This window comes from Streptomyces sp. HmicA12 (genome assembly GCF_000373565.1).
Lineage (GTDB): Bacteria > Actinomycetota > Actinomycetes > Streptomycetales > Streptomycetaceae > Streptomyces.
This window is the reverse complement of the sequence record NZ_KB891820.1, coordinates 25,594-45,606: the sequence shown is the minus strand read 5'-3', so window position 1 is coordinate 45,606 and position 20,013 is coordinate 25,594. Positions and strand designations below refer to the sequence as shown.

The 20,013-nt window shown below is 72.0% G+C and carries 16 protein-coding genes; 12 read left to right on the top strand and 4 right to left on the bottom strand.

Features of this window, described 5'->3' with window-relative positions:
* The first annotated feature begins 62 nt into the window (after positions 1-62).
* Together B072_RS0126470 and B072_RS0126465 are read left to right on the top strand one after the other, a co-directional pair.
* On the top strand, positions 63-770 hold the full coding sequence (locus tag B072_RS0126470) for a methyltransferase domain-containing protein (protein WP_018532968.1): 708 nt from the start codon (positions 63-65) through the stop codon (positions 768-770).
* A gap of 96 nt (positions 771-866) precedes the next feature.
* The gene (locus B072_RS0126465; RefSeq protein ID WP_026246326.1) at positions 867-1,952 is read left to right on the top strand and encodes a S1C family serine protease; all 1,086 of its coding nucleotides are present in this window, start codon (positions 867-869) and stop codon (positions 1,950-1,952) included.
* A gap of 131 nt (positions 1,953-2,083) precedes the next feature.
* Here the strand turns inward: B072_RS0126465 and B072_RS0126460 are convergent, their stop codons facing one another.
* Positions 2,084-2,302: a hypothetical protein gene (locus B072_RS0126460; protein WP_018532966.1), complete on the bottom strand. Its 219-nt coding sequence runs from the start codon at positions 2,300-2,302 to the stop codon at positions 2,084-2,086.
* Between the two features lie 77 nt (positions 2,303-2,379).
* Here B072_RS0126460 and B072_RS0126455 point away from each other — a divergent pair, with 77 nt between their 5' ends.
* Complete coding sequence (locus B072_RS0126455; RefSeq protein ID WP_018532965.1) at positions 2,380-3,585, top strand: bifunctional adenosylcobinamide kinase/adenosylcobinamide-phosphate guanylyltransferase; 1,206 nt, start codon at positions 2,380-2,382, stop codon at positions 3,583-3,585.
* Between the two features lie 25 nt (positions 3,586-3,610).
* On the opposite strand, the gene B072_RS0126450 is transcribed toward B072_RS0126455, so the two are convergent.
* Positions 3,611-4,324, bottom strand: coding sequence for an SDR family NAD(P)-dependent oxidoreductase (locus B072_RS0126450; RefSeq protein ID WP_018532964.1), 714 nt, complete (start codon positions 4,322-4,324; stop codon positions 3,611-3,613).
* The gene (locus tag B072_RS0126445; protein WP_026246325.1) at positions 4,321-5,391 is read right to left on the bottom strand and encodes a class I SAM-dependent methyltransferase; all 1,071 of its coding nucleotides are present in this window, start codon (positions 5,389-5,391) and stop codon (positions 4,321-4,323) included. The genes B072_RS0126450 and B072_RS0126445 overlap by 4 nt, the downstream gene beginning before the upstream one ends.
* Positions 5,392-5,715: 324 nt before the next feature.
* Between B072_RS0126445 and cobT the strand changes: the two genes are divergently transcribed.
* The 3 genes from cobT to B072_RS48360 all read left to right on the top strand — a co-directional run bounded on the left by cobT (position 5,716) and on the right by B072_RS48360 (position 9,340).
* The gene (gene cobT, locus B072_RS0126440; protein ID WP_018532962.1) at positions 5,716-6,768 is read left to right on the top strand and encodes a nicotinate-nucleotide--dimethylbenzimidazole phosphoribosyltransferase; all 1,053 of its coding nucleotides are present in this window, start codon (positions 5,716-5,718) and stop codon (positions 6,766-6,768) included.
* Between the two features lie 176 nt (positions 6,769-6,944).
* Complete coding sequence (locus B072_RS0126435) at positions 6,945-8,681, top strand: phosphatidylglycerol lysyltransferase domain-containing protein (RefSeq protein ID WP_018532961.1); 1,737 nt, start codon at positions 6,945-6,947, stop codon at positions 8,679-8,681.
* Positions 8,681-9,340, top strand: coding sequence for a hypothetical protein (locus B072_RS48360; protein WP_018532960.1), 660 nt, complete (start codon positions 8,681-8,683; stop codon positions 9,338-9,340). The genes B072_RS0126435 and B072_RS48360 overlap by 1 nt, the downstream gene beginning before the upstream one ends.
* On the opposite strand, the gene B072_RS44165 is transcribed toward B072_RS48360, so the two are convergent.
* A complete protein-coding gene (locus B072_RS44165) occupies positions 9,273-10,031 on the bottom strand; it encodes a hypothetical protein (RefSeq protein WP_018532959.1) in 759 nt (252 codons plus the stop codon). The genes B072_RS48360 and B072_RS44165 overlap by 68 nt on opposite strands.
* 67 nt (positions 10,032-10,098) lie before the next feature.
* Between B072_RS44165 and B072_RS0126420 the strand changes: the two genes are divergently transcribed.
* The 6 genes from B072_RS0126420 to aceE all read left to right on the top strand — a co-directional run bounded on the left by B072_RS0126420 (position 10,099) and on the right by aceE (position 19,981).
* Positions 10,099-10,869, top strand: a complete 771-nt coding sequence (locus tag B072_RS0126420; protein ID WP_018532958.1) for an adenosylcobinamide-GDP ribazoletransferase — start codon at positions 10,099-10,101, stop codon at positions 10,867-10,869.
* Positions 10,870-11,032: 163 nt separating this feature from the next.
* Positions 11,033-12,556: a leucyl aminopeptidase gene (locus B072_RS0126415; protein WP_018532957.1), complete on the top strand. Its 1,524-nt coding sequence runs from the start codon at positions 11,033-11,035 to the stop codon at positions 12,554-12,556.
* Positions 12,557-12,828: 272 nt separating this feature from the next.
* The gene (gene lpdA, locus B072_RS0126410; protein WP_018532956.1) at positions 12,829-14,217 is read left to right on the top strand and encodes a dihydrolipoyl dehydrogenase; all 1,389 of its coding nucleotides are present in this window, start codon (positions 12,829-12,831) and stop codon (positions 14,215-14,217) included.
* A 107-nt stretch (positions 14,218-14,324) separates the two neighbouring features.
* On the top strand, positions 14,325-16,082 hold the full coding sequence (sucB, locus tag B072_RS0126405) for a 2-oxoglutarate dehydrogenase, E2 component, dihydrolipoamide succinyltransferase (protein WP_018532955.1): 1,758 nt from the start codon (positions 14,325-14,327) through the stop codon (positions 16,080-16,082).
* Positions 16,083-16,367: 285 nt separating this feature from the next.
* Positions 16,368-16,991 carry a GntR family transcriptional regulator gene (locus tag B072_RS0126400; RefSeq protein WP_018532954.1) on the top strand — a complete coding sequence of 208 codons (624 nt, stop codon included), beginning with the start codon at positions 16,368-16,370 and terminating at the stop codon, positions 16,989-16,991.
* Positions 16,992-17,275: 284 nt separating this feature from the next.
* Positions 17,276-19,981, top strand: a complete 2,706-nt coding sequence (gene aceE, locus B072_RS0126395) for a pyruvate dehydrogenase (acetyl-transferring), homodimeric type (RefSeq protein ID WP_018532953.1) — start codon at positions 17,276-17,278, stop codon at positions 19,979-19,981.
* The last annotated feature ends 32 nt before the right edge of the window (positions 19,982-20,013 follow it).

The following is a 20,013-nucleotide window of genomic DNA, read 5'->3' as shown; positions in this document are numbered from 1 at the left end:
ACGCGCCGGGCGCCTGGCTCGCGAAGCTGGGCGGTCTGCGCAATGTCGTACGCCAGGAATTGGTGGCCCGGCAGCTCGACGAGCAGATAGCCGGGCGGTTCCCCGTCGGTCAGCGGCTGCGGGTGCTCGACGTGGGGATGGGCCAGGGCACGCAGGCCCTGCGCCTGGCCCGGGCCGGGCACAAGGTGACCGGCGTGGAGCAGGACCCCGAGATGGTCGCCGCGGCGCGCGCCGCGCTGGCCGGGGAGCCGGCCGGGGTGCGCGAGCGGGTCCGGCTCGTCGAGGGCGACGGCATGGAGACGGGCGTGCACTTCCTGCCCGGCAGTTTCGACGTCGTGCTCTGTCACGGCGTGCTGATGTACGTGGAGGATCCGGACGCGCTGCTCGCGGGGCTCGCGCGGATGCTGGCGCCGGGGGGCCTGCTCTCCCTGCTCGTGCGGAACGCGGACGCGCTGGCGATGCGGCCGGGGCTCGCCGGTGACTGGGTCACCGCGCTCGGCGCCTTCGACTCGCTGAAGTACACCAACCGGCTCGGCCTGGACGTACGGGCCGACCGCCTCGACGCGCTGACCGCGACCCTCGCCGGGATCGGGGCGCCGCTGCACGCCTGGTACGGAGTGCGGGTCTTCACCGACCAGGCCGGCGACGCCGCGGCGGTGCCGGAGCGCGGGGAGCTGCAGACGCTGATGGCCGCCGAGGAGCGGGCCGGGCGCACCGAGCCGTACCGGCGGGTGGCCGCGCTGCTGCATCTGTGCGGGGTACGGGGCTGACACCGGGGTGACCCCCGCGCGGGCGGGGGTCCACTGTTCGGCGGCTCCCGGCGGGTCAGAGCAGGGTTATATAACGATGAACGCGACAATCCGGACATGGATGCTTCTTCGCGTACGCGCTCCCGTCCGACCCGGGTCGGACTGCTCTCCGTGACCGCCGCAGTCTGCTCGGTGGCGCTCGTCGGCGGTTGTTCCGACTCGGGCTCGTCGTCCTCCTCGTCCTCCGACTCCACCACGCAGGCCGCCGCCGCGGCCTCCGGGAACGATCTGCAGAACGCGTACCAGGACGTGATCAAGAACGTTCTGCCGTCGGTCGTCCAGATCCAGGCCTCCTCCGACCTCGGCTCCGGTGTCGTCTACGACGACGAGGGGCACATCGTGACGAACGCCCATGTGGTCGGTGACGAGAAGACGTTCAAGGTGACGACGTCGACGAGCGAGACCGAGCTGACCGCGAAGCTCGTGGCCTCGTATCCGGCGCAGGACCTCGCCGTCGTCAAGCTGGACAAGGTCCCGGACGGGCTGAAGCCCGCGAAGTTCGCGGACTCCACGAAGGTGGACGTCGGGCAGATCACCCTGGCGATGGGATCGCCGCTCGGCCTGTCGTCGAGTGTCACGCAGGGCATCGTGTCGGCGACCGGGCGGACCGTGAGCGAGGGCCGCAGCGGGGGCGGCACCGGCGCGACGATCGCCAACATGGTGCAGACGTCCGCGGCGATCAACCCCGGCAACAGCGGGGGCGCCCTGGTCAACCTGGACAGCCAGGTCATCGGCATCCCGACGCTGGCCGCGACCGACCCCGGCCTCGGGGACAGCGCGGCGCCGGGCATCGGGTTCGCGATCCCCGCGTCGACGGTGACGAACATCGCCGACCAGATCGTCAAGGACGGCAAGGTCACCGACTCCGGGCGGGCGGCGCTCGGGATCACCGGACGCGTGGTCGTCGACGGCGATCTCCAGCCGGTCGGGGTCTCGGTGGTGTCCCTGACGGACGGCGGCCCCGCGGAGAAGGCCGGGCTCGAGGTCGGCGACGTGATCACCGATCTGGGGGACGCGGAGGTCACGACGATGACGTCGCTGCAGGAGGCGCTGGCCGCGCAGAAGCCCGGTGACAAGGTCGAGGTGTCCTTCAGGCGCGACGCCGCCGACAAGACGGCCGAGGTGAAGCTCGGGGAGATGTAGAGCGCCCCTACAGATGCGCGGAAAGCCGCGGTCGCGTCTGCTCGGTACCTGAGCAGACGCGACCGCGGCTTTCGTCGTGGCTGGTCGCGCGGTTCCCCGCGCCCCTGTCGGGGCCGAGCTCGCCCCCTGCGCTAAGCGGACGCGTCCTCCGCGTGGAGGCTCATCGGGCCGTAGATCTGCGTCGTGTCCTCGAAGAGGCTGACCTGGTCCGCGCCGCCCTCCGCGAGTTCCTTCCAGTACTCACCGATCCAGGACTCCGCGTCTCCCTGGGTCGGGAACTCCTCGGGCTGCACCGCGGGAGGCACCTCTGTCCCGTCGGACTTCTCGAACCGCCACGTCCATGCCGTCATGTCAGCCTCCCGGATCGGATGTCCCTGGAAGCCTAGCCGGGCGCGCGGCCTCGGAGGCCGCGCGGGAGGATCTTCCTGTGGAACTGACTCTGCTCGGCACCGGTGCCCCCGAAGGACTGCCCCGCCCCGACTGCCCCTGCGCCGCCTGCGCGAGTGCGCTGGGCACGGCGGCCCGCGCCGCGACGGCGCTGCTCATCGACAAGGTGCTGCTGCTCGATCTGACGCCGGGCGCCGCGTTCGCCGCGGCCCGCTCGGGGCACAGCCTCGGCGGCGTGCAGCAGGTGCTGCTCTCGCATCCGCACGACGGGCCCGCGGTGGAGGTCCCGGCGGGCCTGCCGCAGCCGGTGCGGGTGCCGGACGGGCGGGAACTGACGCTGATCAGCGGTCACCGGGTGCGGGCGCTCGCGCTCGACTCGCCGGGGACCGGGTACGAGGTGGCGGGGCCCGACGGTGAGCGGGTGCTGTATCTGCCGCCGGGGGCCGCGCCCGCGGGGCTCGACGAGGTGCGGGCGCCGTACGAACTGGTCCTCGTCGATGTGGTCGGCCGGCCGGACGCGCTGGCGCGGCTGCGGACCGTCGGGGCCGTGGCGCCCACCACGGACGTGCTCGCCGTCCATCTCGACCATGACGTGCACCCGGGTCCCGAGCTCGCGCGGCGGCTCGCGGCGGCCGGGGCCCGTGCGGTGCCGGACGGGACGACCCTGGACGTGGGCGCGTACGAGGACGTGCCCGACGTGCCGCGCAGGACGCTGGTGCTCGGGGGCGCCCGGTCGGGGAAGTCGGTGGAGGCCGAGCGGCGCCTGGAGTCCTTCCCGGACGTGCTGTACGTGGCGACCGGCGGGACGCGGGGCGGGGACAGCGAGTGGGCGCAGCGGGTCTCCGCCCACCGGGAGCGGCGGCCCGGTTCGTGGCGGACCGCCGAGACCTGCGACCTCGTACCGCTGCTCGACGACACGGACGACTCCGCCCCGCTGCTCGTGGACTGTCTGTCGCTGTGGCTGACCTACGCCATGGACGAGGTCGGGGCCTGGGACGACGCCGAGTGGGCGGGCGGCGGCGAGAAGGCGCTGCGCGCGAAGGCGGCCGCGCTCGTCGACGCCGTACGGCGCACCCGGCGCACCGTCGTGGCCGTCTCGAACGAGGTGGGGTCGGGGATCGTGCCCGCCACCGCGTCCGGGCGCCGCTACCGCGACGAACTGGGCCGCCTGAACGCGGCGTTCGCCTCCGAGTGCGAGCACGTGCTGCTCGTCGTCGCCGGGCAGGCGCTGACGCTGCGCGGCTGACCCGGGCGGGCGCTTCGGTCCTCCCTCACGGGGCCGTGTGTGCCCCGTCCGCGCCGTACACGCCCCCGTTGCAGAAAGACGCCCTGTCCGAGAGCAGGAACGCCGTCAGTTCCGCGGCCTCCTCCGGCGCGAGGGACGTGCGGAGCGGGGTGTCGACGGAGCCGGGGGTCACCGCGTTGACGCGGATGCCCTGGGCCGCGTACTCGACGGCCGCCGTCCTCGTGAGACCGATCACCGCGTGCCGCGCGGCGCTGTACGCCGCGCCGAGGAGGTCGCGGCCGTCGGGCGCCGGGGTCAGGTTGACGACGGCGCCGCCTGTGCCCGAGGCGAGGAGCGCCGGGATCTCGTACTTCATGGCGTGGAAGACGCCGTCGAGGTGGACGGACAACACCCGCCGCCAGTCGTCGAGTTCGATGTCCGCGGTGCGGGTGGTGGAGGGGGTGACGGCCGCGGTGTTGACGGCCAGGTGCAGTGCGCCGAAGGCGGCCACGGTCGTGTGCACGGCCGCCTCGACCTGCACCGGGTCGGTGACGTCGACGGTGAGCGCGATGGCGCGGGCACCGTCCGCGGTGAGTTCGGCGGCGGCCTTGGCGGCGGACTCCGTGTCCCGGTCGACGACGGCGACGGCCGCTCCCCCGGCGGCCAGCCGACGGGCGACGGCCAGGCCGAGGCCGGTGGCCGCGCCGGTCACGAGGGCGGTGCGGCCCGCGAACTCCCCTTCCGGGCCAGGGGTGTTCACGAGGGGTCCGGGTTGCGGCGGGCGATGACCCGGTACGCGTTCGAGAAGCCGGTGCGGCTCACGAGCGGGGCGAGGGCCCGGTCGGCGGCGTGCGCGGCGACGGAGGCGGGCACCGACGCGTACATCAGGGCCTGGCGCAGCCTGCGCTGGAGGCCGCTGGGGACCTTGGTGCGCCACGGGTCGTCGGCGTCGGGCAGGTAGTGGCCGAGCAGCAGGGTGCAGGCCGCCGTCAGGTCGAGCGGGACGTGCGGCTCGCGGCGGTCGACGGCGACGACCGTGTAGCCGAGCGCCGCCAGTTCGGTGCGCAGGTTGGCGAGGGGGATGAAGTGCAGGTGCTGCGGCTGGAAGTACGAGACCCACCACTTGCCGAGCAGTTTCGCGTAGCGGCTCTCGGGGTCGGGGAGCTCGATCATCAGGTGGCCGCCGGGGCGCAGTACGCGGCGGGCCGCCTTGAGTTCCTCGCGCGGGTCGAGGGAGTGCTCCAGGTAGTGGAACATGCTCATCGCGTCGTAGCGGCCCGCCAGTTGGGGTGCCAGTTCGGTGAGGAAGCCGCGGTGCGCCTCCTCGACGCGGCCGGCTCTGCGGGCCTCCTCGACGCCGTCGCCGATGTCGAGGCCGTCGAACGCCGTGTACGGCAGGACCTCCTTGGCGACGGCCGGGAAGTGGCCGTGTCCGGTGCCGACGTCGAGCCAGCTCTCCGGCTCCAGGTGCCGGAACATGGCGTGGGCGCAGCCCTGGTGGCGCTTGGTGGAGTTCTGCGCGCCGGAGATCCGCTCGGCCCGGTCGGCGTGGAGGCCGTCGTAGAAGTCGCGGTAGTAGAAGTTCAGGCCCTCGGGGGTGAGGCGGGGGTTCTGGAACGAGTGGCCGCACGAGCGGCACTGGTCGACGGTGAACGTGCCGGGCTTGTGCTGCAGGAGGTCGGTGGTGCGCAGGCGCGTGCGCAGCTTGGTGGAGCCGCACCAGGGGCAGTCGGGGCGGCGCGGCTCGTGGAAGTGCTCGGTGCCCCGGGCGAGTTCGGTGAGGTAGGCGGGGCGGCGCTCGGCCACGGCCTGGGCTGTGGGGGACATGGTCTTTCCTCGGCTCCTGGGGTCGGGCGGGGAGTTCGGCGGGGGCGACGGCCGGGGCCCGGCGGGGGTCGGGCTCTCCGAGCGGGCCGGGACCGATGACGGTGGGGGCGTCACGGTGGGCACGGTCACGGGAGAAGGCTCCTGTCGCGTTCGGTGTTCATCCGCTGCGACACTCGCCGCAGTATGACAATCCGACACATAAGGGAACGTAAGGGATCCCCGAGGGCCTGGCAATGACGTGGTGGAGTCGGTGCATCGCATGGCGTAACCGACGGTCGCCGACCCGCCCCACCCGGGCTGATCGCGGCCGGTACTGTTCCGCGAATGAGCTCGCTGAATCTCGACGACTTCACCGATCTGATCGAGCGCCCCGACGGCGGGACCCGCCGCGACGCCGAAGAGCGCAGGGCGCGCTTCGCCGTGCCGCCCGGTGCGCTCGGCCGCCTCGACGAACTGGGCGAATGGCTCAGCGCCGCCCAGGGCGCGGTGCCCGTACGGCCCGTGTCACAGCCCCGCGTGATCGTCTTCGCGGGTGACCACGGGGTGGCCGGTCTCGGCGTGTCGAAGCGGACCGCGGGCACCGCAGCCGAGCTGGTCCGCGAGGCCGTCGAGGGCGCCTCCGCCGGTGCGGTGCTCGCGCGGCGGCTCGGCGTCGGCGTCCGGATCGTCGATCTGTCCCTGGACTGCGAGCCGGAGGAGCTGCCCGAGTCCGTCGACAGCCGGCGGGTGCGGCGCGGCTCCGGCCGCATCGACACCGAGGACGCGCTCACCCTCGAAGAGGCCGAGGCGGCGTTCCGCGCGGGCATGGCCGTCGCGGACGAGGAGGCCGACTCCGGTACGGACCTGGTGGTGCTCGGCGACCTCAGCGTCGGCGGCACGACGGCGGCGGCCACACTCATCGCCGCGCTCTGCGGCACGGACGCGTCCGTCGTCACCGGGCGCGGCGGCGACCCCATCGACGACCTGACCTGGATGCGCAAGTGCGCGGCCGTGCGCGACGCGCTGCGCCGGGCCCGCCCGGTCCTCGGCGACCAGTTGCAGCTGCTCGCGACGGTGGGCGGCGCCGACCTCGCGGCCGCGACCGGCTTCCTGCTGCAGTGCGCGGTGCGCCGTACGCCGGTGGTGCTCGACGGCGTCGTCTCGGCGGCCTGCGCGCTCGTCGGCCAGCGGGTCGCGTTCCGGGCGCCCGACTGGTGGCTGGCCGCGCACACCAGCGGCGAGCCCGCGCAGGCGAAGGCGCTGGACCGGATGGCGATGGAGCCGCTGCTCGACCAGGACGTGAAGGTGGGCGGCGCGACGGGCGCGCTGCTGGCCCTGCCCCTGGTGCAGGCCGCGGCAGCGCTCGCCGCCGAACTCCCGGAGACCGAGCCCAGCTAGCGGCGCGGGTTGGTGTCGATGTGCGGCTCCGCCGCGTGAGCGCGAGCAACACACAAAAGCCGCAGTCGCGTCTGCTCATCAACTGAAGCAGACGCGACTGCGGCTTTTGTGTGGCTGAGCGCGCCGTTCCCCGCGCCCCCGAGGGGGCTGGACAAAACCACCCATAAGCTCCAGCCATGGGAGCCGTACGGACAAGCACACCGACCTCACGCCGCGCCGCCGGATTCAGCGTCTGGTACCTCCGGGTCGTCACCTTCATCAATCTGCTGAGCGCCGTCTGGGTCTCGCTGGGGCAGGACCTGCGCCGCCACAACGAGGAGGACTTCTTCACCCCGTACCTCCTCGCGGCGGGGTTCTCCTCGGCGGTCGTCGCCTGGTTCCTGGCGATCACCATGCGCCGCCGCAAGCGCGCGGCGTGGATCCTCAACCTCGTCCTGAGCGGCCTGTTCTTCCTGCTGTTCGCCTTCCTGATGGCCTTCCCGGAGATCCGCAGGTACGCGCAGAACTGGATCTCGCTGGCCCTGACGGCGGCGTTCGTCGTCGCGCTGCTGCTCGGCCGCCGCGAGTTCTACGCGAAGGGCGACCGCTCCAACCCGAAGCTGGCGGCGGCCGTCGCGGTCGGCGGCCTGCTGCTGACGTCACTCGTCGCGACGTTCCTGGTCACGGTCACCAACCACGCCCACGACCCGCACCGCTCCACGTTCCTGGAGCGCTGGCGCTACGGCACCCTGCGCCTGATCTCGGTCGCCACGAACGACTCCCACTTCCCCGGCATCACCACGCCGAACTGGGTCAACGTCGTCATCAACATCCTCTCCACGGCCCTGCTCATCGCCGTCGTCTACGTGGCGTTCCGCTCCCGCCGCGCCGTCGACCCGCTCACCCCCGACGACGAGGCGAAGCTGCGCGCCCTGCTCGACAAGGAGGGCGAGCGGGACTCGCTGGGCTACTTCGCGCTGCGCCGCGAGAAGAGCGTCGTGTGGTCGCCGACCGGCAAGGCCGCGATCACGTACCGCGTGGTCGGCGGGGTCTCGCTCGCCTCCGGTGACCCGATCGGCGACCCCGAGGCCTGGCCCGGCGCGATCGAGCCCTGGCTCGCCGAGGCGCGGGTGCACGGCTGGCTGCCCGCGGTGATGGGGGCGAGCGAGGAGGCGGGCACGATCTACGCCCGGCACGGCCTCGACGCCCTCGAACTCGGCGACGAGGCCATCGTGGAGACCGCCGACTTCACCCTCGAAGGACGGGCCATGCGCACCGTCCGCCAGGCCTACAACCGCGTCAGGCGCGCGGGCTACACGGTCCGTGTCCGCCGCCACGAGGACATCCCGGCCGACGAGATGACGTACCTGCTCAAGCGCGCCGACGACTGGCGCGACGGCGCCACCGAGCGCGGCTTCTCGATGGCGCTCGGGCGGCTCGGCGACGCGGGCGACGGACAGTGCATGATGCTCGAATGCAGGGACGCAGGCGGCGGGGAAGGTGCGGGCGAGTTGAAGGCGGTGCTCTCCTTCGTGCCCTGGGGCCCGCACGGCCTCTCGCTCGACCTGATGCGCCGTGACCGCGACTCCGAGAACGGCCTGATGGAGTTCATGGTGATCGAACTCCTGCACCGCGCCCCCGAGATCGGGATCACTCAGGTCTCGCTGAACTTCGCCATGTTCCGCTCCGTCTTCGAACGCGGCGCGCGACTCGGCGCGGGCCCGGTGCTGCGCCTGTGGCGCGCGCTGCTCAGCTTCTTCTCGCGGTGGTGGCAGATCGAATCGCTGTACCGGGCCAACGCCAAGTACCGGCCCATCTGGGAACCCCGCTTCCTGCTCTTCGAGAAGAGCGCCGATCTGCCGCGCATCGGCCTCGCCTCGGCACGCGCCGAGGGCTTCCTCGAAGTCCCGGGGCTGTCGAAGCGACTGCGCTGATGCGGGTGCGGGACGCGGCACGCAAGGAGTGGGGCCCGCTCCACGACGTCGTACGGGACGGACTCGTCACCCGGCGGTGGCGGGCGGTCCCCATGACGCTCGCCGCGGTGTGCCTGACGGCTGCGCTCCAGTACGCGCAGAACCAGCCCTGGGGCTACGGCTTCGTGCAGGATGTCGGCGCGGTCCGGGCGGCGGACCCGCTGTGGCTCGCCCTGCTGCGCACGCCCCTCTCGCCGTTCGTCCCCGCCCTCGACCTCCCCGTCTGGGGCGCGCTCGCCCAGATCCTCCTCGTCTTCGGCGTCGCGGAACTCGCCCTGGGCCGTCGGCGCACGCTGTGCGTCGCGTACGTCGCCACGCTCGCCGGCACGTTGTACGCGCGTGTCGCCATCGCCGCCGGATGGCTGCCCGGGTCCGACGCCCAGGTCGTCGACACCGGCCCGTCGGCGGCGGTCGTCGGTCTCGCGGTGTTCGTGTGCTGGCGCTACCGGGCCTGGTTCACGGGCGCTCTCGTGGTGCTCGTGATGGTCGTCGAGGTCGTGGTGAAGCCGAACCTCGCGGGCAAGGAGCACCTGGCGGCGATCGGCGCGGTGCTCATGGTGTGCGCCGGGGTGTCTGCGGCTCGCGGAATCCGCCGACCAGATCCTGGAAGCGCCGGCTGACCTTCAGCCAGCGCCGGTCGTGCCGGTGGGCGCGCAGCAGGGCGCGGGCGCGGGCCCGGTGGCGGTGCCGGTACCAGCGGCGGGCCCAGACGGAGCCGGGCCGGGCCAGCCGGACCGCGCCGAACCAGGCGACGAACGGCACCAGGACGCCGACGATCGCCGTGCGCGGCTTGCCCTTCAGCAGCGTGATCACGACGAAGACGAAGTTGAGCGTGAGCGTGGTGATCAGCGCGCCGCGGTCGTGCTGCTCGTCCTGTGTCATGTCGTTGACGCCGAGCGGGGAGAAGCCGCTGACCACGAGCCCGCCGAGGGCCGCGGCGAGCACGACGACCTCGACACTGCGCCGGCCCTCGTCGGTCCAGTAGACGTCGTCGAGGTGCAGCACGAGCGCGAACTCGTCGAGCACGAGCCCGGCCCCGACGCCGAAGAGCACGGCGCACACGCACGCGGTCACGCCGTGCCGCCCGCTGCCCACGGCGCCGAAACCGCCGACGACCATGAGCACGATGCCGGGCACCACGTGGTGGATGTGCAGCCCGCCCGTCGAGACGTTCCGGAACGGGCCGCGGCCCGCGCGGATCAGCCGGGTCACCGTCCGCGTGACCAGGAACGTCGCGATGAACGACAGCAGCGCGAGCAGCAGCGGCAGCTTGCCGGGCTCCGTGATGTTCCGGTACCACCAGTCGCCCATGCCTCCATCGTGCGGGCCCGGGGCGGGCGCCGCCTGCCGGGAGGTCCGCCCCGGGTAACCTCCCCCGGTGTCCGCAACGAACTCCCGCGCCTCCCTCGCCGACGGCATACGTTTCGCCTTCGGCACCCTCACCGTGCTGCCCGTCCGCGTACCCCGCTGGGACCGCGAAGCCGCCCGCGCCGGCATGCTCTGCGCCCCGCTCGCGGGCCTGGTCGTGGGGGTCTGCGCGGCGGCGCTCGGCGGGGCGCTGTCCTTCCTCGGCGCGGGCGCGTTCCTCTGCGCGGTGGCCTCGGTCGCGGTGCCCGCCGCCCTGACCCGGGGGCTGCACCTGGACGGGCTCGCGGACGTCGCGGACGGACTCGGCAGCGGGAAGCCCGCACAGGACGCGCTGCGGATCATGAAGCAGTCCGACATCGGTCCTTTCGGGGTCGTCACCCTGGTCCTTTCGCTGCTCGCGCAGGTCGCGGTCCTTGCCCAGCTGTACGGGGAGTCGTGGGTGCGGGGCGCCGTCGCGACGGTGCTGTGCGCGGTGACGGCCCGTCTGGCGCTGACGTTCGCCTCCCGCGTGGGGGTGCCGGCGGCGCGGCCCGAGGGGCTGGGGGCGGCGGTGGCCGAGACGGTGCCGCGGGCGGCCTCGCTGATCCTCGGGGCGGTGGTCGTCGCGGCGGCCGCGGGGCTCTCCTTGCAGGGCGCGCCGGCGGTCGTACTCGGGTGTGGGGCGGGCGAGTTGATGCTGCGGCGGTGCGTGGCGCGGTTCGGCGGGGTGACGGGGGACGTGTTCGGGGCGGTCGCGGAGGTGGCCGGAACGGCGGCTTTGATCGTGCTCGCCATGGGGTGAGCAGAATCAGGCCCCTGCGGCGATCGTCCTCGCGCCCCTTACGGGGTGATCTGACCTCGGCGACGCGTTTCGGCCAGGCGGGCGTAGGCTCAGCCGAGGGCCATACACCCCACGGGCCCGGCAACGACGCCAGCCCCACCGATGAAAGAGGGACCTCACCACCGTGACTGCTCTGACTCTCAGCACCGCCGCGGCCACCGGCCTGCGCGCCGACGCGATCGTCGTCGGTATCGCTAAGGGCGCCAACGGACCGGTCGTCGCGCCCGGCGCCGAGGCCGTGGACAAGGCGTTCGACGGCAAGCTCGCCGCCGTTCTGGAGACCCTCGGCGCCAGTGGCGGCGAGGGCGAGGTGACCAAGCTCCCCGCGCCCTCCGGGTTCAAGGCGCCGGTCGTGCTGGCGGTCGGTCTCGGCGGCGAGCCCGAGAAGGACGAGATCTTCGAGGGCGAGGCCCTGCGCCGCGCCGCCGGTGTCGCCGCCCGCGCCCTGGCCGGCTCGAAGAAGGCCGCGTTCGCGCTGCCGATCGAGGCCGCCGAGGACGCCGGTGCGATCGCGGAGGGCGCGCTGCTCGGCGCGTACTCCTTCGACGCGTACAAGGAGTCCGCGCAGGACCCGAAGACCAACGCCAAGGCGCCGCTCGCCGAGATCGCCATCCTGGGCGGCAAGCCGCGCGACAAGGCGTTCAAGGCCGAGATCGAGCGCGCCCTCGCGCTGGCCGAGGAGCTCAACCGCGCCCGCGACCTGATCAACACCCCGCCGAACGACCTGAACCCGGAGGCCTTCGCCGCCGTCGCCACGGCCGCGGCCAAGGAGCACGGCCTCAAGGTCCAGGTCCTCGACGTGAAGGCGCTGGAGAAGGGCGGCTACGGCGGCATCCTCGGCGTCGGCGCCGGTTCCGCCGCGGGCCCCCGGCTGGTGAAGATCGCCTACTCGGCCGGGCGCGGCAAGAAGCACCTCGCCTTCGTCGGCAAGGGCATCACGTACGACTCGGGCGGCATCTCGCTGAAGCCGGCCGGTCACAACGAGACGATGAAGTGCGACATGGCCGGCGCCGCCGCCGTGTTCGCCGCCGTCGTCACCGCGGCCCGCCTCAAGCTCGACGTGAACGTCACCGGCTGGCTGGCGCTCGCCGAGAACATGCCGTCCGGCTCCGCCACCCGTCCGGGCGACGTGCTGCGCATGTACTCGGGCAAGACCGTCGAGGTCCTCAACACGGACGCCGAGGGCCGCCTGGTGCTGGCCGACGCGATCGCCAAGGCCTCCGAGGAGACCCCGGACGCGATCGTCGACGTGGCGACGCTGACCGGCGCGATGGTGCTGGCGCTCGGCAACCGTACGTTCGGCGTCATGTCGAACGACGACGCGTTCCGCACGTCGATCACCGAGTTCGCCGAGGAGGTCGGCGAGCCGTCCTGGCCGATGCCGCTCCCGTCGCACCTGCGCAAGGGCATGGACTCCGCGACCGCCGACATCGCCAACATGGGCGAGCGGATGGGCGGCGGCCTGGTCGCCGGTCTGTTCCTGCAGGAGTTCGTCGGCGAGGGCATCACCTGGGCCCACCTCGACATCGCGGGCCCGGCCTTCAACGAGGGCGGCCCGTTCGGTTACACGCCGAAGGGCGGCACGGGTTCCGCGGTCCGCACGCTGGTCAAGCTCGCGGAGCGCACGGCCGCGGGCGACCTCGGCTGACGACGTCACCGCTGATGACAGCCCCGGGACGGTGTCCCGGGGCTGTTCGCTTTCGACGAAATCCGCAGGTATCCGCGGCTTGTCACTCTCGTTTCCGGTGTAACCGCCGTCTCACCGCCAGGCCCGACGTCCCGCATGCCTTCGACAAGTGCGAGGATGGGGGGCGGCAGGACAGGGCCCCACCCGAGGGCCGAAGAACGAGCGGCCGATACACCAGCCGCCGCCCGGTCGCTGGAGACCGGCGTACGGCGCACATGCATGGAGGACGTGACGTGGCGAACGACGCCAGCACCGTTTTCGACCTAGTGATCCTCGGCGGTGGCAGTGGCGGTTATGCCGCGGCCCTGCGTGCCTCGCAGCTGGGACTCGACGTCGCCCTGATCGAGAAGGGCAAGGTCGGCGGCACCTGCCTGCACAACGGCTGCATCCCGACGAAGGCCCTGCTGCACGCGGGCGAGATCGCCGACCAGGCCCGCGAGAGCGAGCAGTTCGGTGTCAAGGCGACCTTCGAGGGCATCGACATCGAGGCCGTCCACAAGTACAAGGACGACGTGATCTCGGGTCTGTACAAGGGCCTGCAGGGGCTGATCGCCTCGCGCAAGGTGACGTACATCGAGGGTGAGGGCAAGCTCTCCTCCCCGACCTCCGTCGACGTGAACGGCCAGCGCGTCCAGGGCCGCCACGTCCTCCTCGCGACCGGCTCCGTGCCGAAGTCGCTGCCGGGCCTGGAGATCGACGGCAACCGCATCATCTCCTCGGACCACGCGCTGAAGCTGGACCGCGTCCCGCAGTCCGCGATCGTGCTCGGCGGCGGCGTCATCGGCGTCGAGTTCGCCTCGGCGTGGAAGTCCTTCGGCACCGACATCACCATCGTCGAGGGCCTCAAGCACCTCGTCCCGGTCGAGGACGAGAACAGCTCCAAGCTTCTTGAGCGCGCGTTCCGCAAGCGCGGCATCAAGTTCAACCTCGGCACGTTCTTCGAGAAGGCCGAGTACACGCAGGACGGCGTCCGCGTGACCCTCGCCGACGGCAAGACCTTCGACGCCGAGGTCCTCCTCGTCGCGATCGGCCGCGGCCCGGTCTCCCAGGGCCTCGGCTACGAGGAGCAGGGCGTCGCGATGGACCGCGGCTACGTCCTGGTCGACGAGTACATGCAGACCAACGTGCCCACGATCTCGGCCGTCGGTGACCTCGTCCCGACCCTCCAGCTCGCGCACGTCGGCTTCGCAGAGGGCATCCTGGTGGCGGAGCGACTGGCCGGTCTCAAGACCGTGCCGATCGACTACGACGGCGTGCCGAAGGTGACGTACTGCCACCCCGAGGTCGCCTCCGTGGGCATCACCGAGGCCAAGGCCAAGGAGATCTACGGTGCGGACAAGGTCGTCGCCCTGAAGTACAACCTTGCGGGCAACGGCAAGTCCAAGATCCTCAAGACCGCGGGCGAGATCAAGCTCGTCCAGGTCAAGGACGGTGCCGTGGTCGGCGTCCACATGGTCGGTGACCGTATGGGCGAGCAGGTCGGCGAAGCCCAGCTGATCTACAACTGGGAAGCGCTGCCCGCCGAGGTCGCCCAGCTCATCCACGCCCACCCGACGCAGAACGAGGCCATGGGCGAGGCCCACTTGGCCCTCGCGGGCAAGCCGCTGCACTCGCACGACTGACCCGTTCGGCGTTCACGCCGCCCTGTCGCACTGGGCGCGACGACCGACCACCAGACTTCCGCACTGCGTTGCCGCGCACTGCACATCGTTAAGGAGCAACAGAAACCATGGCGGTTTCCGTATCCCTTCCGGCGCTCGGTGAGAGCGTCACCGAGGGCACTGTCACCCGCTGGCTGAAGGCCGAGGGCGAGCGCGTCGAGGTCGACGAGCCGCTGCTCGAGGTCTCCACCGACAAGGTCGACACCGAGATCCCCTCGCCGGCCGCCGGCGTCCTGGCCTCCATCAAGGTCGCCGAGGACGAGACGGTCGAGGTCGGCGCCGAGCTGGCCGTCATCGACGACGGCTCGGGCGCCCCGGCCGCTCAGGAGGCCCCGCAGGAGCAGGCCGCCCCCGCCGCCGAGGCCCCGGCCCCGGCCCAGGAGCAGCCCGCCCCCGCGCAGGAGGCCCCCGCGGCCCCCGCCGCCGGCGGTTCCGCCGAGGGCACCGACGTGACGCTGCCCGCCCTGGGCGAGTCCGTCACCGAGGGCACCGTGACCCGCTGGCTGAAGGAGGTCGGCGAGGAGGTCGCGGAGGACGAGCCCCTGCTCGAGGTCTCCACCGACAAGGTCGACACCGAGATCCCCTCCCCCGTCGCCGGCGTTCTCCTGGAGATCGTCGTCGCCGAGGACGAGACCGCTGAGGTCGGCGCCAAGCTCGCCGTCATCGGCGCTCCCGGTGCCGCTCCGGCCGCCGCCGCGCCCGCCGCCCCGGCTGCCCCCGCCGCCGCTCCGGCTCCGGCTCCGGCCGCCCCCGCCGCTCCGGCTCCGGCTCCCGCGGCTCCGGCCGCCCCGGCCGCCGCAGCTCCGGCTCCGGCTCAGCCGGCCGCCCCGGCCCCGGCTCCCGCGCCGGCTCAGCCCGCCGCTCCGGCCGCGCCCGCCCCGGCCGCCACCCCGGCGGACGACGGCGCCTACGTGACCCCGCTGGTGCGCAAGCTCGCGTCCGAGCAGGGCGTGGACCTGTCCACCGTCAAGGGCTCCGGCGTCGGTGGCCGCATCCGCAAGCAGGACGTCATCGCCGCCGCCGAGGCCGCCAAGGCCCAGGCTCCGGCCGCTGCCGCCCCGGCCGCCGCCGCGTCGAAGGCTCCGTCCCTGGAGGCTTCGCCGCTGCGTGGCCAGACGGTCAAGCTGCCGCGCATCCGCAAGGCCATCGCGGACAACATGCACAAGGCGCTGCAGGAGCAGGCGCAGCTGTCCTCGGTCATCGAGGTCGACATCACCAAGCTGATGAAGCTGCGCAACAAGGCCAAGGACGGCTTCGCCGCCCGCGAGGGCGTCAAGCTCTCCCCGATGCCGTTCTTCGTCAAGGCCGCCGTCCAGGCACTGAAGGCCCACCCGGTCATCAACGCCCGCCTGAACTACGACGAGGGCACCATCACCTACTTCGACTCCGAGAACGTCGGCATCGCCGTCGACTCGGAGAAGGGCCTGATGACCCCGGTCATCAAGGGCGCCGGTGACCTCAACATCGCGGGCATCGCCAAGAAGACCGCGGAGCTGGCCAACAAGGTCCGCACCAACAAGATCGCCCCGGACGACCTGTCGGGCGCCACCTTCACGATCTCCAACACGGGCTCGCGCGGTGCGCTCTTCGACACCGTCATCGTCCCGCCGAACCAGGTCGCCATCCTGGGCATCGGCGCCACCGTCAAGCGCCCGGTCGTCGTCTCCGACCCCGAGCTCGGCGACACGATCGCGGTGCGCGACATGACGTACGTGACGCTCTCCTACGACCACCGTCTGGTGGACGGCGCCGACGCCGCCCGCTACCTGACCACGGTCAAGCAGATCCTCGAGGCCGGCGAGTTCACCGCCGAGCTGGGTCTGTAACAGCTTCACCGGCTCACGCCCGCCGAAGCCCCCGTCCGGAGTTCTCCTCCGGGCGGGGGCTTCGTCGTACCGCGACTCTCAACGCCCTGTGCGACCGGCCGAGTTGACGGTCCGTCCGATAAGGATGTGACGCCGCATCAGAGTGGCCGCGCCCTTCTCCGGGCACGTCTCTGTAACCGGCATCACCTGTGGCAAGAGCGACGGTGCCCCTTCTGTCCAGGGGCTCGGCCGTATTGTCTAAGGGTCCCCGCCGACCCACCGGGTCCGCACAGCCAAGGAGCCCACATGACCGCGCCCGTCATCCACTCGCTGCGCGAGCAGATCCGCGAGCACATCGTGGAGGGGATCGTCAGCGGCCGCTGGAAGCCGGGCGAGCGGATCGTCGAGCGCCGCATCGCCACCGAGCTGGAGGTGTCGCAGACACCCGTGCGCGAGGCGCTGCGGGAGCTGGAGTCGCTGCGGCTCATCGAGTCGGCGCCGAACAAGGGCGTGCGCGTACGGAACCTGTCGGCGGCGGATCTGGAGGAGAGCTACCCGGTCCGCGCGGGCCTGGAGGCCATCGCGGCGGAGCTGGCCGCCGAGCGGCTCGCCGAGGACTGCTCGGCCCTCGATCCGCATGTCGCCGCGCTGTACGTCGCCGACCAGGAGGCCGACGGGACCGCGCAGGTGCGGCACACCGTGGGCTTCCACCGGGAGATGGTGCGGGCCGCGGGCAACTCCGTGCTGCTGCACACCTGGGAGGGGCTCGGCATCGAGGTCTTCACGGCGCTGTCGATCCGGTGGCTGGGGACGGTTCAGCAGTCGTACGCGGAGGAGCACGCGGATCTCGTCGCCGCGTTCCAGCGCCGCGATCCGGACATTGCGGCGCTGGTCAAGGCGCATGTTCTGGGGTGCGCCCCGCGGGCGTGAGCTGCGTCTCGCCCGCCCCATGACTGTGTGTTGCGGACCGCGGACCGTGGGTGCTTCTCGCGCAGTTCTGCGCGCCCCTGACGGGGCACGGAGTGCCCCTGAGCCAGGCACGCTGTGCCTACTTTCTTGATCTGAAGAGGTTTTGCCCTTCAACCCTTTGATCGATCATCGATCAGGGAGTTACAGTCACCGACGGGTCCCCACCGGGACCTCGCCCTGTCCTGCCAAAGACAAAGGGCACCCCCAACCCCACCCCCTTCGACTCAGGAAGGCGTGCGGCGACTATGACCGACCCCATGCGCATCCAGCCGAGCGAGCTCGACCAGCTCCCGGACCGCGACCCCGAGGAGACCGCCGAATGGCAGGCCTCCCTGGACGCCGTTACCCAGGCGGCCGGGCCGCACCGTGCCGCGCAGCTGATGCGGCGCACGCTGGAGCGCGGCGAGGCCGGCGGCCTGCCGCTGCCCAAGCTCCTGTCGACCGAGTACATCAACTCGATCCCCACCTCCGCCGAGCCGGACTTCCCCGGTGACGAGGAGATGGAAGCCAAGATCACCGCGTACAACCGCTGGAACGCGGCCGCGATGGTGACCCGTGGCTCGAAGCACGGCGTCGGCGGCCACATCGCCACCTTCGCCTCGGCGGCCTGGCTGTACGAGACCGGCTTCAACCACTTCTTCCGCGGGAAGGAGGGCGACGGCTCCGGCGACCAGCTGTACATCCAGGGCCACGCCTCCCCCGGCATCTACGCCCGCGCCTTCCTCGACGGCCGCCTCTCCGAGGCGCAGCTGGACAACTTCCGCCGCGAGGCGGGGGGCAACGGTCTGCCGTCGTACCCGCACCCGCGCCGCCTTCCGTGGCTGTGGGAGTTCCCGACCGTGTCCATGGGCCTCGGCCCGCTGTCCGCGATCTACCAGGCGCGGTTCAACCGCTACCTGACCGCGCGGAACATCAAGGACACCTCGAACTCCCACGTCTGGGCCTTCCTCGGCGACGGCGAGATGGACGAGCCCGAGTCGACCTCGGCGCTCACGCTCGCGGCCCGCGAGGGTCTCGACAACCTGACCTTCGTCATCAACTGCAACCTGCAGCGCCTGGACGGTCCGGTCCGCCCGAACTTCCGCGTCGTGCAGGAGCTGGAGGCGCAGTTCCGCGGCTCCGGCTGGAACGTCATCAAGTCGATGTGGGGCAACGCGTGGGACGAGCTGTTCCAGCTCGACACCACCGGCGCGCTCCTGGAGCGGCTCCGTGAGGTCCCGGACGCCCAGTTCCAGACGTACCAGACGCGCGACGTCGCCTACATCCGCGAGAACTTCTTCGGTGTGAACCCGGCGCTGATCGAGCTCGCCAAGGTCCTGTCCGACGACAAGATCTCCGAGTGCTTCCACGTCTCTCGCGGCGGTCACGAGCCCCGCAAGGTGTACGCGGCGTACAAGGCGGCCGTCGAGCACAAGGGCGCCCCGACGGTCATCCTCACGCAGACCGTCAAGGGCTTCACGCTCGGCAAGGGCTTCGAGTCCAAGAACGCCAACCACCAGATGAAGAAGCTGACGATCGACGAGTTCAAGGGCATGCGTGACCTCCTTGACCTGCCGATCCCGGACAGCCGCTTCGAGGACGGTGTCGTTCCGTACGCGCGTCCCGCCGAGGGCTCCCCCGAGCTGCGCTACCTCGCCGAGCGTCGCGCCGCCCTGGGCGGTCCGGCCCCGGCCCGCCGTACGCAGCCGCTCGCGCCGCTGCCCGCGCCCGCCGACAAGGCGTTCGCCTCGTTCGACAAGGGTTCCGGCTCCCAGTCGGTCGCGTCGACCATGGCGCTCGTACGGCTCCTGAAGGACCTCGTACGGGACAAGACGTCCGGCAAGCGCTGGGTGCCGATCATCCCCGACGAGGCGCGCACCTTCGGCATGGAGTCGCTGTTCCCGTCGCTCGGCCTGTACTCGCCCAAGGGGCAGACGTACGACCCGGTCGACCGTGACCAGCTCATGTACTACAAGGAGTCCCAGTCCGGCCAGATCCTCAACGAGGGGATCAACGAGGCGGGCTCGCTCGCCGACTTCATCGCCGCCGCCACGTCGTACTCGACGCACGGCGAGCAGATGATCCCGCTGTACATCTTCTACTCGATGTTCGGCTGGCAGCGCACCGGCGACCAGTTCTGGCAGCTCGCCGACCAGATGGGCCGCGGCTTCGTCGTCGGCGCCACCGCCGGTCGTACGACGCTGACGGGTGAGGGCCTGCAGCACGCGGACGGCCACTCGCCGATGATCGCGGCGACCAACCCGGCGGCCCTGAGTTACGACCCGGCCTTCGCCTACGAGATCGCCACGATCATGAAGGAAGGCCTGCGCCGCATGTACGGCGAGGCCAAGCCGGGCGAGGACCAGGACGTCTTCTACTACCTGACGGTCTACAACGAGCCGATGCCGCAGCCGGCGAAGCCGTCGGTCGCCGGTCTGGACGAGGCCATCATCAAGGGCCTGTACCGCTTCAACACGGCGGAGACCGCGGGTGTGGACGTGGCGGCCGCGAACGCGCCGCGCATCAACCTCATCGGTTCCGGTACGGCCATCCACTGGACCCTCAAGGCGCAGCGGCTGCTCGCCGAGGAGTGGGGCGTCGCCGCCGACGTCTGGTCGGCGACCTCGTGGACCGAGCTGCGCCGTGACGCCCTGGAGGCCGACGAGGCGCTGCTGAAGGGCGAGGAGCGGATCCCGTTCGTCCGTCAGGCGCTCTCCGGTGCGCAGGGCCCGGTGCTGGCCGTGTCCGACTACATGCGCCAGGTCCCGGACCAGATCGCGCAGTGGGTCGAGCAGGACTACACCTCGCTCGGTGCGGACGGCTTCGGCCTCTCCGACACCCGTGAGGACGCCCGCCGTCACTTCGGCGTCGACGCGGAGTCGATCGTCGTCGCGGCCCTCGCCCAGCTCGCCCGGCGCGGCGAGGTCAAGGCGACGGCCGTGAAGGAGGCGCGCGAGCGCTACGGCCTGTAAGGCTCTCGTACGTGGCTGACGACGCCCCCCGC

Bases quoted from the DNA above. Each gene is read 5' to 3' on its own strand.
- B072_RS0126460 (WP_018532966.1), bottom strand. From the start codon at position 2,302: ATGACGGCATGGACGTGGCGGTTCGAGAAGTCCGACGGGACAGAGGTG.
- sucB (WP_018532955.1), top strand. From the start codon at position 14,325: ATGGCGGTTTCCGTATCCCTTCCGGCGCTCGGTGAGAGCGTCACCGAG.
- B072_RS44165 (WP_018532959.1), bottom strand. From the start codon at position 10,031: ATGGGCGACTGGTGGTACCGGAACATCACGGAGCCCGGCAAGCTGCCG.
- B072_RS0126445 (WP_026246325.1), bottom strand. From the start codon at position 5,391: ATGTCCCCCACAGCCCAGGCCGTGGCCGAGCGCCGCCCCGCCTACCTC.
- B072_RS0126465 (WP_026246326.1), top strand. From the start codon at position 867: ATGGATGCTTCTTCGCGTACGCGCTCCCGTCCGACCCGGGTCGGACTG.
- B072_RS0126400 (WP_018532954.1), top strand. From the start codon at position 16,368: ATGACCGCGCCCGTCATCCACTCGCTGCGCGAGCAGATCCGCGAGCAC.
- cobT (WP_018532962.1), top strand. From the start codon at position 5,716: ATGAGCTCGCTGAATCTCGACGACTTCACCGATCTGATCGAGCGCCCC.
- aceE (WP_018532953.1), top strand. From the start codon at position 17,276: ATGACCGACCCCATGCGCATCCAGCCGAGCGAGCTCGACCAGCTCCCG.
- B072_RS48360 (WP_018532960.1), top strand. From the start codon at position 8,681: ATGCGGGTGCGGGACGCGGCACGCAAGGAGTGGGGCCCGCTCCACGAC.
- B072_RS0126435 (WP_018532961.1), top strand. From the start codon at position 6,945: ATGGGAGCCGTACGGACAAGCACACCGACCTCACGCCGCGCCGCCGGA.